Origin of the sequence: Pseudomonas sp. NCHU5216 (assembly GCF_052156495.1) — a bacterium.
Taxonomy (GTDB): Bacteria; Pseudomonadota; Gammaproteobacteria; order Pseudomonadales; family Pseudomonadaceae; genus Aquipseudomonas.
Map to the genome: position 1 here is coordinate 60,669 of NZ_JBQLIX010000013.1, position 16,276 is coordinate 76,944.

A 16,276-nucleotide genomic window follows, 5' to 3' on the forward strand; every position below is an offset into this window, starting at 1 on the left:
GATGGCGCACGCGCACCCGCGTGGGAGTGATCTGCGGGCTCAACTGAGCAAGTGCGGCTAGGCGCAGGCATGGCGCCATTGCCTAGGCTAGCGCTTACCGTATTCCTGGAGACCTGCCCCGTGTCTGCTCAAGCGTCTGCCTCGACTTACACTGAGCGCTTCAACGCTGTGCTCGCCTATATCGATGCCAACCTCGATGGCGATCTGTCGGTCAAGGTGTTGAGTCAGGTGGCGAGCTTTTCGCCCTTTCACTTCCATCGCAATTTGGCGCGTTCGTTGGCGTACCGGTTTCACGCTATGTGCAACTGATGCGACTGCGGCGCGCTGCCCATGGTCTGGTGGCCCGAGCGGAACTCTCGGTATTGAGCGCTGCACTTCAAGCAGGGTTTGAAAGCCCTGAAGCGTTCAGCCGGGCATTCAGGCGAGCGTTTGGCATGCCGCCCAGCGAATTCAGAAAGGCCCCCAATTGGCAGGTGTGGAATACGGTATTCGCCATCCCTCACTTTTCAAGGACTGTCGCCATGCACGTACAAATCGTCGATTTCTCACCCGTCCGCGTCGCCGCATTGGAGCATTGCGGCCCACCTGAGCGGGTCGATGAAAGCGTCAACACCTTCATCCAATGGCGCATGCAAAGCGGGCAATCGCCGGTAGCCTCGAGCCGCTCCTTCGGCATTCCATACGGCAACCCCGATACCACGCCAGCCGAGGAGTTTCGCTTCGCCATTTGTGGCGAGATTCGAGAGGCCGTGGCGGCAAACGAATTCAACATTCGCGAACTGACCATACCCGGCGGGCGTTATGCGGTGGTTCGGCATACGGGCTCCACGGATCATATCGGCGAAACGATCTACCCGATCTACCGCGATTGGCTGCCGAACAGCGGCGAAGAGCTGCGCGACCAGCCGTTGTTCTTTGAATACCTGAGCGTTTACCCCGAGACGCCCAAGGAGCAATGGCAAACGGATATCTATGTGCCGTTGCGTTAGTGGCGAACGTAGAGCGTACCGGGCAGGCCACTCGGAAGCAGTACGCCAATGGAGTTTCGCTGGAGCGCCGTGGTGCCTGGTTTGGCCTGGCCCGGCGGGCTACTCGCTGCGCTCGTTAGGCCGCCCTACGAGGTCTCGCGGGCGCTCACATCCGGTGATGCTCCAGCAGAAAATCCACAAACACCCGCACCCGCGCCGGCATGGCCGAGCCGCCGACGAACACCGCATGAATCGGCTCCCGGTCGCCGGGGTTGAAGGTTTGCAGCAGCGGCCGCAGATCACCGCGTTGGATGTCCTCGGCCACGGTGAACTCGCCGATGCGCGCGATGCCGGCGCCGACCCGGGCGAACTGCGCCAGCGCCTCGCCGCTGCTGCATTCGATATTGCCGCAGACCTTGAGCGAGAACGCCTGGCCATCGCGGATGAATGGCCAGTTGGGTTCGGCACGGCGGAAGTTGAAGCGTAGGCAGTTGTGTTGCAGCAGGTCTTCCGGTTGCTGTGGGGTGCCGTGGCGCTGCAGGTAGTCGGGGGAGGCGACCACCACCTGGCCGGTGTCGCCGATCTTGCGAGCGGTCAACGGGCTGTCGGGTAGATGGCCGAAGCGCAAGGCCACGTCGGCCTGGCCGCCGAGGATATCGACCACCTCGTCGCCCAGGCTGAGGTCGACGGTGATGTTCGGGTAACGCGCGCTGAACCTTGCCACCAGCGGCACGATGGTCATCCGCCCATGACCGAGCGCAGCGCTCACACGCAAGCGGCCCCGGGGCACGCCCTGGTCGGCGATGGCTTCCTCGACTTCAGCCATGTCGGCGAGTATGCGCCGGGCGCCCCGCAGGTACGCCTCGCCCTCGGCGGTAAAGGTGATAGTGCGGGTGGTGCGCAGCAGCAGGCGGGTGCCGAGGCGCTGCTCGGTACGCGCGATGATCCGGCTGACCGCCGAGGGCGTCAGCCCCAGGGCGCGGGCGGCGGCCGACAGGCTGCCTTCTGCTGCCACGGTGGCGAACACCACCATGTCTCCTGATCTGCCGCCTATGTCCATTTGTGCTCCGTAAGCAAAGGTGTTTGCCAGAAAAGCCATCTACCGCCGTAAAGGTTTGGATCCTAGCATCTGCGGCATAGATGAGGAGCCTTTCCATGCGTATCAATCCACCCCTTGTTGCACTCGCCATCGGTGCCTTCGGCATCGGTGTTACCGAATTCTCACCCATGGGCATGTTGCCGGGCATCGCGGCTGATCTCGGTGTTTCCATTCCGGCTGCCGGCCTGTTGGTCAGTGCCTACGCACTGGGCGTGTTGCTCGGTGCGCCGCTGATGACGCTGACCACCGGCAGGATCCCACGGCGCTATCTGCTGATCGGGCTGATGGGGATTTTCACCCTGGGCAACCTGATGTCGGCATTGGCCACCGACTACACCAGCCTGCTGATCGCCCGGGTGGTTACCTCGCTGAACCACGGCGCCTTCTTCGGCGTCGGTTCCATCGTCGCCGCCAGCGTGGTCGCGCAGGACAAGCGCGCCGGGGCAGTGGCCGCCATGTTCACCGGCCTGACCCTGGCAACCATCGGCGGTGTGCCGCTGGCGGCCTGGTTTGGTGAAACCTTCGGTTGGCGCACGGCGTTCTGGGGCATCACCGGCCTGGGGGTATTGGCCATGGCCGCGCTGTGGTTCGCCTTGCCCAATCTGCCGTCGGCGAAAAGCATCGGTGTACTGAATGAAATCCGTGTGCTGGGCCGGGGCTCGGTACTGGCAGCGCTGGCGCTGACCGTGGTGGGCTCCAGTGCGATGTTCACCGTATTCACCTATATCGTGCCGATTCTCAGCAACGAGACGCATGCCTCGACCGCTTTCATCACCGCCATGCTGGTGCTCTACGGCATCGGCTTGGCGCTGGGCAATGTATGGGGCGGCAAGGCGGCGGATCGCTCCGTCGACCGCACGTTGGTAATCTCGCTGAGTGCGCTGATCCTGGTTCTGCTGGCCTTCACCCTGTTGATGCGTTGGCCGTTGCCGGCAGCCGTGGCCATCCTGATCTGGGGCATCGCCAGCTTCGCCATCGTGCCGCCGCTGCAGATGCGCGTGATGGAAGCCGCTCATGACGCCCCCAACCTGGCCTCGGCGGTGAATATCGGCGCATTCAACCTGGGTAATGCGATTGGCGCAGCGCTCGGCGGGGCGGTAATCAAGGCGGGGTTGGGCTACCCGGCGATTTCACTGGCCGGTGCTGCGATGGCCGGGCTGGGGTTGCTGATGGTGCTGGGGTTTGCCTGGCGTTCCAGGGCAGTGGCGGCGCCAGCTATATGTCAGTGACCTGAGCCTCGCGGTTGGCTCCCTATGCATCAGGAATAACTCGCAAAGCCACGCGTCATTGCGCTGGGCAGCGTCTTCGAGTGTGAAGCGAGGTGGACAAGCTGCGCGTTGTCCACCCTACGTCTTGGTTTCACCGTAGGGTGGATGACGCTTTTTCATCCACCGTTGCGGCGAGTTCTGGGCTAATTGTTCAGCTTTGTGAGCGGTGCACACAAAATTCGTTGCTAAATGAAGAGGCGAGGGCATGCCCTCGCCTTTGTCGTTATAGCCGTAGTTCCGTCCGCAAGGCCTGATGCTCGCCGCCCAATGGCGAGCACAGGCGCTGGTGGATGCGGCTGAGAAAGCCCAGCTCGAAGGCATGGCGCTGTGCACCTGGCGGGTATAGCTGCCGCTCCATTAACAGATTGGCCCATAGCCAGCCGCTGTTGGCGTTGTCCAGCCAGGCCTGCGCGGTCTGCACACCATGGTCGAAGCTCACCTGACAATCTGCGTTCCAGCCGAAGCTGGCAGGCGGTTGCCCATCATGGCTGGGCAAGTGAGTGAGATAGCGTTGCAGTTCAATCATGCTCGGCCCTCCCGGCTGCCTGGGCGATGGCTCGGCGGTAGAGCACGATCAACTCGCTGAGCAGCGCGCTGGTGGTGCTTGCCAGCTCTGGCTCCGGTATTCGACGCAACAGCTTGGTCAGCAACGCCGCGCGGTACTCGGCTGCTGCCTGCAAGGGGCACTCGTCGGCCACATGGCTATGCAACGGATTGCGTGGCGTGGGGAAGGGGATAACGACGGATTCAGACTTGGTCATGCAGCACCTCCAAAACGGAAGTCGACACGACAGCCAGCAGCCCAGGGCGGAGCCCTTGGGTAAAAGGGGGATAGTGCATTTTCCTTATGCTCCTTCGTGGATTTAAGGAGCCGCGTTCCATTCGCTACCACACGAAATGGAGGCGGACCGTGCAAGGGTGGTAGACCGACCCACGAAGGACGCCGGCCAGGCCGAAGCCTGCCTCACACGGCCCGCCATAAATGCGCGAGAAAACAGCAGGCACAAAAAAAGCGCCTGCTCTCGACTATGGCGCTACCGCGCCTTCGTGTGAATCGGGCTACCACACCCGGTCACGGGATTGACCGTGACGGGGCGGACTGTAACGCGGGGTGATGGGATAGGGCAAGCTGGTGCGCTATAGGTCAAGGCGATGCGTTTCAATGTTGATGCATGGAGACGTTGCTATTGAGGCTTGTTCCTGAATGCTCTGGGGTTTGGTTGTAGTATTAAGTGGTTCTGTCGTCGCTATCGTCTTCCTGAGATTTGAGTTTTTTATCTAGTTCTTGAGTTAGTTTATCTAGCTCGTCAAGATGACTTGATATGGCGTGCTCATGGAATCTAAGAAAGTGTCCGTGCGTTATGTGGTTTCTGAATTTCTGTAGCTCTCTAGCTTTTAAGAAAGTTTCTTTGTCAATCACGTTGTTGTCAAGCAAAGAAATAAAAACCTGCTCGTTGCTGGGGATGTTTTTCCAGTCGTATTTCTTGAAGAAATTCTTATTTTTTGCAAATGTCCTCGTGGTATTTTCTAGGTCTCTCCAGTGACTTAGTAATGCTGCAGCCTCTTGATTAGCATGTCCTATCACGCTCTCAACTAGTTCTTCACGCTCTTCTTCTGGTACAGAAATAGCGTCCAGTGACATTATTGCTTTCTCAAGTTTCTCTTTTACTTCCTTGGAGAGTTGAGTCGTTAGCTCGTGATCTGCTTTGTTGAATGTGTTGTTGTGTGCAATTTTGCATCGCAGCTCATAGAGTTTTTTCCAGCGTGACTCTAGGTATGTGGCGTCACAGTCAACATGAGGTTCAAAATATCTTTTCCAATTTGACTTGGGAATGAAGTCAGATATTTCACTCATTTCTACGGTTGAGGTTTTTATTTCGGATATTTTCTTTATTAGTGCGCTTATTTCCAGTGTTCTGTATTCGCTGAATAAAAAGTCAGATAGCTGTATGAAGTCGACTTCGTAAAGGTAGTTATTGCTAGAGCCGTTTTTGTCGAGTCTTGAGCTTTTCCTGATGTCCTCTGGAATGGTGTCTTTTGTCCAGCCTAGACCAACGTTGGTTAGCATAAATTTTGTTATTAGCTTTCTCATGAGATTTTCAATCTCATGAATATAGGGGTAACTTATTTGAGAGTAGTGAAAGCTAATGTCATCCCAAAGATTTTGTACATTTCCATCAGATGCCATGTGAAGAAGTTTGCGGATGGCGCGGCTCATTCTGGAAAAGGCGTCTATGTCTCCTGAGTCTGATTTTAATCTTAGGTGATAGAATACGTGATTCTGTTTTTCATTATGGCCTGTTTGTAGTTCGTATTCTACTTCCAGTGTTTGGTGTTTTATCTTTTTATTTGTTATTTTTATGTCTGAGTCTGATTGCAGGAAAGACTTAAAGGCGGATGTGTCGCGGCAGAAAGAGTTTTCGGCTGAAATAATGGCTAGATACTCGATCTTCATATTCTTCCTGTCGTTGGGCTTTGGATTGTCAGCGTGCTTTAAGATAGCTCCTCACCTCGCACCATGCGGCCGCGCCGCCATCTCAACCCCCAGCGCCTTCATCACCGCGAGCATAGTCTTTAGTGTCGGATTGCCGTGTTCGCTGAAGGAACGATAAAGCTGCTCGCGGGACAGGCCGGTTTCTCTGGCCAGTTCGGTCATACCTTTGGCGCGTGCCATCACGCCCAGGGCTTTGGCGATATAGCCGGCATCGCCGGTTTCCAGGGCGTCGCTCATGAACTCGGCAATGGCTGCGGGGCTGGTGAGGTATTCGGCGGGGTCGAAGTCGCTAAAGGTTTCAGTCATTTCGTGTTCTCCACGTCTGCAGGATCTGCTGGGCGGCCTCTATGTCATGGCGTTGGCTGCCCTTGCCATCAGCGGTTTGTCCGGGGCACTATGTGCGCCTTGCTGGTATCGCCCTTGAGCATTTGTAGGGCGTACTCGCGAAGCAGTACGCCTTTTTGTTCTGGCCGGTGGACTGTTCGCTGCGCTCTTGGGTCATTTTACAAGCTGCGGTGGTTTGAAGGTCGGGCGGTAATAAAAAGGGGATGGATTAAATGATCTATCCCTGTGTGGGGGTTAGCCCTCTTGGGGCTTGCAAGGATTGAAGGCTTCTCACTCACTATCGGGTACGGAAACCCAAGAGCCCTGCACCTTGGAAATTCCCCTAGTGGTATTTCCTGTTTCTCTGAAAAATGTCCCATCTTTTTCCGTCAACAAGGGAATGCCCGAGGCGCGTAAGTGTTGAATCACGCGAGATCTTTGTGCGGCATTGATCTGTTGTTGGCCCTTTTCCCGAATCAGTAGCAGATAAAGCTTGTCATCTGTAAACAGATGCAAGAGCTCGGAACCATATTCACCTTTCCAAATGTATCCGCACTGCAATGCAGGTTTGCTGAGCTCTTCAGCTTGTCGATAGCGCTGCTCGGAATAGGTAACAAATCGGAAACCGCTTGCTGTCGAAACCAGCAAGCCGCTGACCGTATCCTGCGGCTTGCTTACACCGTATGGAGCTGAAATCCAGTCAGCAGGGGTGACTAGCTCAGGGGGCTCACTCAGCGAAAGATCCGCGACAAGCTTGGCTGTGGATTCGGGTGTGCCATATGGGGCTTGGCTGGCGCATCCGGTCAAAACTAGACTTAAGAGCACCCCAAAACATGCTTGAGCGAACTTTCTTTCCATTCCTGTTTTTCCTTAATGCCTGTATCAAACATGATGTGTGGCCGGCGATTCAGCGGTCACATATATCTAATCTACCTATCCCGTTGCTCTGGTGCCGTTATTTCGTGATGCAGCGTTGTAGAGCGTATTCGCGAAGCAGTACGCCGTTGGGAGCGCTGGACGTAGGTTGTGGTGCCATTTTCAGCATGGGCCGGTGGACTGTTTGCTGGCGCTACGAGCGGCCGGCGTCCCGGTTCACCCTACGCGCTGCTGCTAAGAGCGGTCGGCGTTCCGATCCCCCGCGCTAATCCTGTTCCCTGCGTCCAGATGCGTAATCTGCGACAATCCCGCCTTTGCCCTGATTGCCCCGATCCAGATGACTGACCTCGCCACGCTGCAGAAGAACCTCGACCACGTCATGATAGCCGAGCGCCATCGTTTGCGCCGGCAGTTGCATGAGCTGCAGAAGCAGCCCGATGAGGCCAAGCTGGCGCAGTGGCTGGCGCGTTTTCAGGCGTCCAGCGACAAGGTGACGGCGCGGCGTAGCAGCATCCCGGCGATGCGCTATGACGATGCGCTGCCGATTGCCGCCAAGCGCGACGAGATCAAGGCCGCGCTGGAGAAGAGCCAGGTGGTGGTGATCGCCGGTGAGACCGGTTCGGGCAAGACCACGCAGTTGCCTAAGATCTGCCTGGAGATTGGCCGCGGTGTGCATGGGCTGATCGGTCATACCCAGCCGCGCCGTTTGGCAGCGCGCAGTGTGGCCACAAGGGTAGCGGAGGAGATCGGCACGCCGCTGGGCGAGTTGGTCGGCTATCAGGTGCGTTTCGAGGATCAGAGCAAGGACGGCACGCTGATCAAGCTGATGACCGACGGCATCCTGCTCGCCGAAACCCAGCACGACCGTTTTCTGGAAAAGTACGACACCATCATCGTCGACGAGGCGCACGAACGTAGCCTCAACATCGACTTCCTGCTCGGTTATCTGAAGACCCTGCTGCCGCGTCGCCCGGATCTGAAGCTGATCATCACCTCGGCGACCATCGATCTGGAGCGGTTCTCCAAGCACTTCAACGATGCGCCGATCATCGAGGTGTCCGGTCGTACCTATCCGGTGGAAACCTGGTACCGCCCGCTGGCGGCCGAGGTGGACGAGGAGGGCGAACGTTTGCTCGATGACCTGTCCATCGACCAGGGTATTCTCGCCGCGCTGGACGAGATCGCCGAGCACGAGCGCAGCGTGGGCAAGCGCCCCGGCGACGTGCTGGTGTTCCTGCCCGGTGAGCGCGAGATTCGCGAGGCGGCGGAGGTGCTGCGCAAGGCCAACCTGCGTTTTACCGAGGTACTGCCTTTGTATGCGCGGCTGACGCCGGCAGAGCAGCAGAAGATTTTCGCGCCCATGCCGGGGCGCAAGATCGTGCTGGCCACCAACGTCGCGGAAACCTCGTTGACCGTGCCGGGCATCCGTTATGTGATCGACAGCGGCACCGCGCGCATCAGCCGCTACAGCTACCGCGCCAAGGTGCAGCGCCTGCCCATCGAGCCGGTGTCGCAGGCCAGTGCCAACCAGCGCAAGGGGCGCTGCGGGCGGGTCGAGCCGGGCATCTGCATTCGTTTGTACAGCGAGGAAGATTTTCTCGGTCGCCCTGAATTTACCGACCCGGAGATCCTGCGCACCAACCTGGCGGCGGTGATCCTGCAGATGCTGCACCTGCGCCTGGGCAGCATCGAGGACTTTCCCTTTATCGAGCCACCAGACGGCAAGGCTATCAGCGACGGCTTCAACCTGTTGCAGGAACTGTCGGCGGTCAACCGCGAGAGTCAGCTCACGCCCATCGGCCGGCAACTGGCGCGCCTGCCCATTGACCCGCGCCTGGGGCGCATGGTGCTGGAAGGCGCCAAGCAGGGCAGCCTGGAGGAAATCCTTATCGTCGCCGCCGCGCTGTCGGTGCAGGACCCGCGTGAGCGACCGATGGATCGCCAGCAAGCCGCCGATCAGGCCCATGCGCAGTGGAAGGATGTGGACTCGGACTTCGCCGCGCTGATCAATCTGTGGCGCGGCTTCGAGGAGAAACGCCAGGAGCTGGGCAGCAACCCGCTGCGTACCTGGTGCAAGAAGAACTTCCTCAACTATATGCGCCTGCGCGAATGGCGCGACGCGCACCGGCAATTGGTGCTGATTGCGCGTGATCTGCAGTTGATGGGCAAGGGCGGGCAGAACCGCTCGGAGGCGAAGGGCGAGCAGCCGGCGAACACTCCGCAGCCGACCAAGGACACCCGCGTCAATGCCATTGCCCGCCAGCAGGCCGAGGCCAGCGAGGCGGCGGTGCGGGCGAAGAATTACGCTGCCGTGCACAAGGCGATTCTCGCCGGCCTGCTCAGCCAGATCGGCCAGAAGACCGAGGAGGGCGACTACCTCGGCGCGCGTCAGCGGCGTTTCTGGATCCACCCGTCCAGCGTGATCGGGCGCAAGAAGCCCAACTGGATCATGGCCGCCGAGCTGGTGGAAACCACCAAGCTGTTCGCCCGTATGGTGGCCAGAATCGAGCCGGACTGGATCGAGCCGCTGGCCGCGCATCTGGTGAAGAAGAACCATCTGGAGCCGCACTGGGAGAAGAAGCGCGGCCAGGTGGTGGCGTTCGAGCAGGTCACCCTGTACGGCATGATCATCGTCGGTCGCCGCCCGGTGCATTACGGCCCCATCGACCCGCCGGTGGCGCGCGAGATGTTCATTCGCGAGGGCCTGGTACGCGGCGATATCAACAGCCGCGCACGCTGCCTGACCGCCAACCGCCAGTTGCTGGAACGCCTCGACGAGCTGGAGGCCAAGTCGCGCCGTCGCGACATTCTCGCCGACGAGGAAACCCTGTTCGGCTACTACGAGGCGCGCATCCCGCAGGACATCTACCAGGCTGCCAGTTTCGAGAGCTGGTACAAGAAGGGCAGCGCTGCCGACGCGCAACTGCTGATCATGCGCGAGGAAGACGCCCTGGCCCGCGATGCCAAGGAAGTCACCGCCGCGCAGTACCCGGACTCCCTGCGCATCGGCGAGCTGCAACTGCCGCTGAGCTATCACTTCGAGCCCAACCACCCGCGTGACGGCGTGACCTTGCGTGTGCCTGCGCCGCTGTTGCCGCAACTGCAGCCCGAGCGCCTGGAGTGGCTGGTGCCGGGCCTGCTGGAAGCCAAGTGCGTGGCGTTGGTGCGCGGCCTGCCCAAGGCGCTGCGCAAGAACTTCGTGCCGGTGCCGGACTTCGTTGGCGCCGCGCTGGGCAAGCTGGTATTCGGCCAGGGCTCGCTGCCGCAGGCGCTCGGTGCCGAGTTGCTGCGCATGACCGGCGCGCGGGTGTCTGATGAGGCCTGGGCGGAAGCGGCCGAAAGCATCGAAAACCATCTGAAGATGAATATCGAGGTGGTGGATGCGCGCGGCAAGTTCCTCGGTGAAGGCCGCGACCTGGCCGAGCTGACCGCACGTTTCGCCGAAGCCAGCCAGGCGGCCTTGGCCATTGCGCAGCAGAGCGACAAGCCGAAAGCGGTGGAGGCCAAGGCTTTTGCCGAGGTGGCGGAGAAGGCCCAGCAGAAGATTGCCGGGCTTTCCATGACCGTTTACCCGGCCTTGGTGGAGGAGGCCGGGGTAGTGAAGGAAGGACGCTTCCCAACCCAGGCCGAGGCGGACTTCCAGCATCGCCGTGCGCTGCAGCGTTTGCTGTTGCAGCAACTGGCCGAGCAGGCCAAGTTCCTGCGCGGCAAGCTGCCGGGGCTGACCGAGTTGGGCCTGCTGTATCGCGACATCGGCCGTGTCGAGGCGCTGGTCGAGGACATTCTGCTGGCCAGCCTGGATGCCTGCATCCTCGAAGGCGAGGCGACGCTGCCGCGCGACGGTGCGGCCCTGGCGCAACTGGCCGAGCGCAAGCGCGGCGACTGGACGGCGCATGCCGAGCGTATCGCTCGCCTGGTGCTGGAAGTCCTCAAGCTGCACCATGGCCTGCAAAAGCGCTTCAAGGGCAAGATCGACCTGGCCCAGGCCATGGCGCTCAACGACATCAAGCAGCAGTTGGCCAATCTGGTCTATGTCGGCTTCGTGCGCGAGACGCCGGGCGAGTGGCTCAAGGAGATCCCACGTTATCTCAAGGCCATCGAGCAGCGCCTGGACAAGGTGGGCGCGCAGGTGCAGCGTGACCGCGTATGGACGGGCGAGCTGACCGGCTATTGGGAACAGTACCAGGCGCGTGCTGCCAAACATGCCCAGGAAGGCAAGCGTGACCCGCAACTCACGCTGTATCGCTGGATGCTGGAGGAGTACCGTGTGTCGCTGTTCGCCCAGCAACTGGGCACCAAGATGGCGGTATCGGACAAGCGCCTGAGCAAGCAGTGGACGCTGGTTGAAGCGTGATTGGCGTGGCCTGGGCTGCACTGCCCGGGCCGGCGCGGCAGGGTAGCAGGTTGTTGAAAAACTACCTGCGTTGGCAATACTGCGTTAAAAACGACCTCAAAATGCTCATTTACAACACGTAAACTGCGCTTTTTCGGTCGTTTTTGCCTTGTCTTGCCTGCCTCGCCTACGTTTTTCAATGGCCTGGTAGGGCGTCTGGCGCCCGATTCTAAGTGGGTTCCACTGTGAAGGTTGAAGTGAGACATGAGCGCAAAAGATGAAAACGCTGGGCTGAGCCGCCGTGGCTGCCTGGGGCTGTTTGTGGTGGGGCTGCTGTTTGTAATTTCGTTGGTTGCCGGTTTTATCTACTTCGTCACCCGCCCGCAGGGTGGCGAGATTGAGGCGGGTGAGCGCGCGGCCATCGCCGCCTGCTGGGAGCGCACCAAGGGCGCAGACAGTGAGCGTGCCTTCACCGTGGAAAGTTGCCAGGAAATGGAAAAGCAGTTCCTGCGTAAGTTCGGCGAAAAACCATGAGTGTGTTCAGCCGGATGACGCTCAAGCACTTCGTGCTGGGCTTCTTTGCCGTGGTGTTGGCGGCAATCGTGCTGATCTGGTGGCTCAGCGGCGCGGCCTACCTGCGGCCCTATGGCGAGAAAACGGTGATCTTCGGCCAGGGCAGCTTGCAGCTGCCGCCAGAACTGGCCGGCCCCGGGCCGATTCGGGTGGTGCACTTCTGGGATCCGGACTGTCCCTGCAATGCCGAGACGGACGCGCACCTGCGCTACCTGATCGGCCTGCACCGCAATGCCGATGTGGTGTTCTACAGCGTGCAGAAGCCAGGCAGCAAAGGCGAACTCGCGCCCTTCCTGCGTGGGCGGATGAAGCCCTTGCCGGGCATAAAGGGCATGGAGTCGCTGCCGGCCAGCCCGTCGCTGGCCATCTGGGATCGCGACGGCAAGCTGGCCTACGCCGGCCCTTACAGCGAAGGGCTGGTGTGCAACTCCAGCAACAGCTTCGTCGAGCCGGTGCTCGATGCCCTGACCCAGGGGCGCCATATTTCCCTGGCCAGCGGCCTGGCGGTGGGCTGTTACTGCGCCTGGAAGTAGTGGCGTAGCCCGGATGCAATCCGGGAGCCCATGGCATCGTTCAGGATCGAATGCGGGCTAGGTAGAGCTATCGCGGCTAAAGCGGAGTGCCGCCCAGCCCGTCCCACAGATGTCCCTCAGTACTCCTGTGGGAGGGGCTTTAGCCGCGATGCTTTATGGGGCCACACCAAAGCCCCGGATTGCATCCGGGCTACGAGTCTGCCCGTTTAGCCGTGATGCTTGTCGCGGCTAAAGCGGAGTGCCGCCCAGCCCGTCCCACAGATGTCCCCAGTACTCCCGTGGGAGGGGCTTCAGCTGCGATGCTTTATGGGGCCACACCAATGGCCCCGGATTGCATCCGGGCTACGGTGCACCGCAGGGCTCCCTGGTGTAGAGGTCTTGCCGTCTCCGGCTAAGACGCAGGGCAGGGCGATGATTCGCCGCGAGGGGGCGGCTCCTACCGTGGCGCTTGTGTTCGCACGGTTAGCCCGCAACGCCATCATTGATGGGTTGCTAGTCGATTTCTGGCCAATGTCAAGAAAACGCGTCCTTCCTGCTCAGGCAAAAAAACGAGTCAATGATTCCTGTCAATTCGCTGACAAATAGCTCTAAACCGGGGGTGTGATCATTTGTCGCACCCTTCGCTTGTTTGCTGGGTACTTGCCGGCAAGTGTTTCAAAACTTTGCGCATATGTTGCGAAATATGTATCCCGGGAGCTGGCAGCAGCCTCATGAATAGGCTGCTAATCAATTGTGCGAGGGATTCACAGCCTTCAACATCGGTCTATCCCACGGTTCTACCGCTTCGCTTGCACGGATGCTCGAACTCTTGAGCATCCGTTGGCGGCCTTTTGCTCGATGGGCCGCACGGCGTTGGCGCCGAAAGTGGGCATCACTCAGTTGAAGGTCGTGACATGAAAGAAGAGAAGTACCATCGTTTGGTGCGCTGGCTGGCGATGGCGATTGCCTGCTCAGCGCTCGGTGGATGTGACTGGGCACTGTTCAACTCGAAAGGGCAGATCGGTGTCGAGCAGGGCAACCTCATCCTGATCTCCATTGGGCTCATGCTGATCGTGGTCATCCCCGTGATCGTCATGACCTTCTGGTTTGGCTGGCGCTATCGCGAGTCGAACGAGAAGGCCACCTACATGCCCGACTGGGCGCACTCGCACAAGATCGAACTGATCGTCTGGGGTGTTCCGCTGATCATCGTCGCGGTTCTGGCGGTCATCATCTGGAAAACCTCGCATTCGCTCGATCCCTATCGCCCGATCGATTCGGACAAGCCGGCGCTGAACATCGAGGTGGTCTCGCTCGACTGGAAGTGGCTGTTCATCTACCCGGATCAGGGCATCGCCGTGGTCAATGAACTGGTCATCCCGGAGAAGACCCCGGTGACCTTCCACATCACCTCCGACACGGTGATGAACGCGCTGTCGATCCCGCAACTGGGCGGCATGATCTACGCCATGGGCGGCCAGCGCACTGAGCTCAACCTGATCGCCAACGAACAGGGCGAGTTCTTCGGCCAGTCCGGCAACTTCAGCGGCCCAGGTTTCTCGGCCATGCGCTTCACCACCCACTCGGTCAGCGACGATGCGTTCGCGCAGTGGGTCGACAAGGTCAAGCAATCGCCCGAGGTCATGGACTTCGCCGCCTTCAAGCAGGTGGGCGAGCCCGGCGAGATGGTCAATCACCGCTATCCGATCTACCCGGTTCGTTACTTCGGCCAGGTCGAGCCGAACCTGTTCAACAAGGTGATCGGTCAGTACGTGGATCTGAAAGATTCTCACAGCACGGCCATGACTGATGGCGCTGCGGAGGTGCAGGAATGAATATCCTTGGAAAACTGACGCTGGACGCTATTCCGTATCACGAGCCGATCATCATGATCACCCTGGCCGTGGTGGCGCTGGGCGGTCTGGCGCTGTTCGCGGCGGTGACCTACTTCAAGAAGTGGGGCTACCTGTGGAAAGAGTGGCTCACCACGGTGGACCACAAGAAAATCGGCGTGATGTACATTCTCGTCGGCCTGGTCATGCTGGTGCGGGGTTTCGCCGACGCCATCATGATGCGTACCCACCTGGCGATGGCCCATGGTGACGGTCAGGGTTACCTGCCGCCGGAACACTACGACCAGATCTTCACCGCGCACGGCATCATCATGCTGATCTTCGTGGCCATGCCACTGGTCACCGGCCTGATGAACATCGTCGTGCCGCTGCAGATCGGTGCGCGTGACGTGGCCTTCCCCTACCTGAACTCGCTGAGCTTCTGGCTGTTCGTCGGTGGCGCGCTGCTGATCAACCTGTCGCTGGGACTGGGCGAGTTCGCCAAGACCGGCTGGGTGGCTTATCCGCCGTTGTCGGGGATCAAGTACAGTCCAGGCGTGGGCATGGATTACTACATATGGAGCATGCAGCTATCGGGCTTGGGGACGACGCTAACCGGGGTCAACTTCATCGCCACCATCCTCAAGATGCGTGCGCCGGGCATGAGCCTGATGAAGATGCCGATCTTCACCTGGACCATTCTGGTCACCTGCGTGCTGATCTGCGGCGCCTTCCCTCCGCTGACCGCCACCCTGGCGATGCTGTCGCTGGACCGCTACCTGGATTTCCACTTCTTCACCAATGAACTGGGCGGCAACCCGATGATGTACGCCAACCTGTTCTGGGTCTGGGGTCACCCGGAGGTGTACATCCTCATCCTGCCGGCGTTCGGCGTGTTTTCCGAAGTGGTGGCGACCTTCTCGCGCAAGACCCTGTTCGGCTATGCCTCGATGGTCTGGGCGACCGCGGCCATCGGCGTGCTGTCGTTCGTGGTGTGGCTGCACCACTTCTTCACCATGGGTTCCGGTGCCAACGTCAACGCCTTCTTCGGCATCATGACCTCGATCATCGCCATCCCCACCGGGGTGAAGATCTTCACCTGGCTGTTCACCATCTTCCGTGGCCGTCTGCAACTCAACGCCATGACCTGGATGACCCTGGGCTTTCTGGTGACCTTCTCCATCGGCGGCATGACCGGCGTGTTGATGGCGGTGCCGGCGGCGGACTTCGTGCTGCACAACAGCCTGTTCTTGATCGCCCACTTCCATAACGTGATCATCGGCGGTGCGGTGTTCGGCTACCTGGCGGGCGTCATCTACTGGTTCCCGAAAGCCTTCGGTTACAAGCTGATCGACCGCTTCGGCCGTTACTCCTTCTGGTTCTGGCTGCTGGGCTTCTATTTCGCCTTCATGCCGCTGTACGTGCTGGGCTTCATGGGCATGACCCGTCGCCTGAACCACTTCGACAACCCGGCCTGGGTGCCGTGGATCGAGGTGGCCGTGGTGGGTGCCGTGCTGATCGGTATCGGCATCCTCTTCACCATCGTGCAGTTCGTCACCAGCTACATCAAACGCAAGGAAAACCGCGACCTGACCGGCGACCCCTGGGATGGCCGCACCCTGGAGTGGGCCACTTCCTCGCCGCCGCCGTTCTACAACTTCGCCGTCATCCCGACTGCGGACAAGATCGACGCCTTCTATGAAGCGAAGAAGAACGGTGTCGAGCTGATGCCGGTGCCGGAGCAGTACGAGCCGATCCACATGCCGAAGAACACCGGCAACGGTGTGGTGGTGGCCGGTTTCATCATCGCCTTCGGCTTCGCCATGATCTGGCACATCTGGTGGCTTGCCATCGTTGGCCTGGTCGGTGCCGTGGCCAGCTTCATCGTGCGTTCCTACGACGAGGACATCGACTACTACGTGCAGCCCGAGGAAATCGCGCGCATCGAGCAGGCGCATCGTCAAACCAAAGCAAACGCAGTCGTACAGGCATAACCC

At 59.9% G+C, this 16,276-nt stretch carries 12 protein-coding genes and 1 pseudogene; 7 read left to right on the top strand and 6 right to left on the bottom strand.

From position 1 onward, the window contains the following. Positions 1–120 precede the first annotated feature (120 nt). Positions 121–989, top strand: a pseudogene (locus tag ACSVIK_RS11730) (AraC family transcriptional regulator). 145 nt (positions 990–1,134) lie between these two features. Here ACSVIK_RS11730 and ACSVIK_RS11735 read toward each other — a convergent pair. Beyond that, complete coding sequence (locus ACSVIK_RS11735) at positions 1,135–2,028, bottom strand: LysR substrate-binding domain-containing protein (protein WP_442444499.1); 894 nt, start codon at positions 2,026–2,028, stop codon at positions 1,135–1,137. A gap of 95 nt (positions 2,029–2,123) precedes the next feature. Between ACSVIK_RS11735 and ACSVIK_RS11740 the strand changes: the two genes are divergently transcribed. Further along, on the top strand, positions 2,124–3,296 hold the full coding sequence (locus tag ACSVIK_RS11740) for an MFS transporter (RefSeq protein ID WP_442444500.1): 1,173 nt from the start codon (positions 2,124–2,126) through the stop codon (positions 3,294–3,296). Between the two features lie 262 nt (positions 3,297–3,558). Here ACSVIK_RS11740 and ACSVIK_RS11745 read toward each other — a convergent pair whose 3' ends face one another. From ACSVIK_RS11745 to ACSVIK_RS11765, 5 genes are all read right to left on the bottom strand, one after another. Then, the gene (locus ACSVIK_RS11745) at positions 3,559–3,861 is read right to left on the bottom strand and encodes a LasR-specific antiactivator QslA (protein ID WP_442444501.1); all 303 of its coding nucleotides are present in this window, start codon (positions 3,859–3,861) and stop codon (positions 3,559–3,561) included. Next, on the bottom strand, positions 3,854–4,096 hold the full coding sequence (locus ACSVIK_RS11750) for a hypothetical protein (protein WP_442444502.1): 243 nt from the start codon (positions 4,094–4,096) through the stop codon (positions 3,854–3,856). The genes ACSVIK_RS11745 and ACSVIK_RS11750 overlap by 8 nt, the downstream gene beginning before the upstream one ends. A gap of 467 nt (positions 4,097–4,563) precedes the next feature. Further along, positions 4,564–5,790 carry a hypothetical protein gene (locus ACSVIK_RS11755; RefSeq protein WP_442444503.1) on the bottom strand — a complete coding sequence of 409 codons (1,227 nt, stop codon included), beginning with the start codon at positions 5,788–5,790 and terminating at the stop codon, positions 4,564–4,566. A gap of 51 nt (positions 5,791–5,841) precedes the next feature. Next, a complete protein-coding gene (locus ACSVIK_RS11760) occupies positions 5,842–6,135 on the bottom strand; it encodes an addiction module antidote protein (protein WP_442444504.1) in 294 nt (97 codons plus the stop codon). Between the two features lie 309 nt (positions 6,136–6,444). Beyond that, positions 6,445–7,011 (bottom strand): hypothetical protein, encoded by a 567-nt coding sequence (locus ACSVIK_RS11765; protein ID WP_442444505.1) that lies wholly within the window; start codon positions 7,009–7,011, stop codon positions 6,445–6,447. Between the two features lie 355 nt (positions 7,012–7,366). Between ACSVIK_RS11765 and hrpA the strand changes: the two genes are divergently transcribed. The 5 genes from hrpA to cyoB all read left to right on the top strand — a co-directional run bounded on the left by hrpA (position 7,367) and on the right by cyoB (position 16,273). Continuing rightward, positions 7,367–11,383 (top strand): ATP-dependent RNA helicase HrpA, encoded by a 4,017-nt coding sequence (gene hrpA, locus ACSVIK_RS11770; protein WP_442444506.1) that lies wholly within the window; start codon positions 7,367–7,369, stop codon positions 11,381–11,383. A gap of 243 nt (positions 11,384–11,626) precedes the next feature. Then, complete coding sequence (locus ACSVIK_RS11775) at positions 11,627–11,896, top strand: hypothetical protein (protein WP_442444507.1); 270 nt, start codon at positions 11,627–11,629, stop codon at positions 11,894–11,896. Next, positions 11,893–12,468, top strand: a complete 576-nt coding sequence (locus ACSVIK_RS11780) for a DUF6436 domain-containing protein (protein ID WP_442444508.1) — start codon at positions 11,893–11,895, stop codon at positions 12,466–12,468. The genes ACSVIK_RS11775 and ACSVIK_RS11780 overlap by 4 nt, the downstream gene beginning before the upstream one ends. An 893-nt stretch (positions 12,469–13,361) precedes the next feature. Beyond that, the gene (gene cyoA, locus ACSVIK_RS11785) at positions 13,362–14,282 is read left to right on the top strand and encodes a ubiquinol oxidase subunit II (RefSeq protein ID WP_442444509.1); all 921 of its coding nucleotides are present in this window, start codon (positions 13,362–13,364) and stop codon (positions 14,280–14,282) included. Between the two features lie 2 nt (positions 14,283–14,284). Further along, positions 14,285–16,273, top strand: a complete 1,989-nt coding sequence (gene cyoB, locus ACSVIK_RS11790) for a cytochrome o ubiquinol oxidase subunit I (RefSeq protein ID WP_442444542.1) — start codon at positions 14,285–14,287, stop codon at positions 16,271–16,273. The last annotated feature ends 3 nt before the right edge of the window (positions 16,274–16,276 follow it).

Bases quoted from the DNA above. Each gene is read 5' to 3' on its own strand.
- ACSVIK_RS11745 (WP_442444501.1), bottom strand. From the start codon at position 3,861: ATGATTGAACTGCAACGCTATCTCACTCACTTGCCCAGCCATGATGGG.
- ACSVIK_RS11735 (WP_442444499.1), bottom strand. From the start codon at position 2,028: ATGGACATAGGCGGCAGATCAGGAGACATGGTGGTGTTCGCCACCGTG.
- ACSVIK_RS11755 (WP_442444503.1), bottom strand. From the start codon at position 5,790: ATGAAGATCGAGTATCTAGCCATTATTTCAGCCGAAAACTCTTTCTGC.
- ACSVIK_RS11780 (WP_442444508.1), top strand. From the start codon at position 11,893: ATGAGTGTGTTCAGCCGGATGACGCTCAAGCACTTCGTGCTGGGCTTC.
- cyoA (WP_442444509.1), top strand. From the start codon at position 13,362: ATGAAAGAAGAGAAGTACCATCGTTTGGTGCGCTGGCTGGCGATGGCG.
- ACSVIK_RS11750 (WP_442444502.1), bottom strand. From the start codon at position 4,096: ATGACCAAGTCTGAATCCGTCGTTATCCCCTTCCCCACGCCACGCAAT.
- hrpA (WP_442444506.1), top strand. From the start codon at position 7,367: ATGACTGACCTCGCCACGCTGCAGAAGAACCTCGACCACGTCATGATA.
- ACSVIK_RS11760 (WP_442444504.1), bottom strand. From the start codon at position 6,135: ATGACTGAAACCTTTAGCGACTTCGACCCCGCCGAATACCTCACCAGC.
- ACSVIK_RS11765 (WP_442444505.1), bottom strand. From the start codon at position 7,011: ATGGAAAGAAAGTTCGCTCAAGCATGTTTTGGGGTGCTCTTAAGTCTA.
- ACSVIK_RS11775 (WP_442444507.1), top strand. From the start codon at position 11,627: ATGAGCGCAAAAGATGAAAACGCTGGGCTGAGCCGCCGTGGCTGCCTG.
- ACSVIK_RS11740 (WP_442444500.1), top strand. From the start codon at position 2,124: ATGCGTATCAATCCACCCCTTGTTGCACTCGCCATCGGTGCCTTCGGC.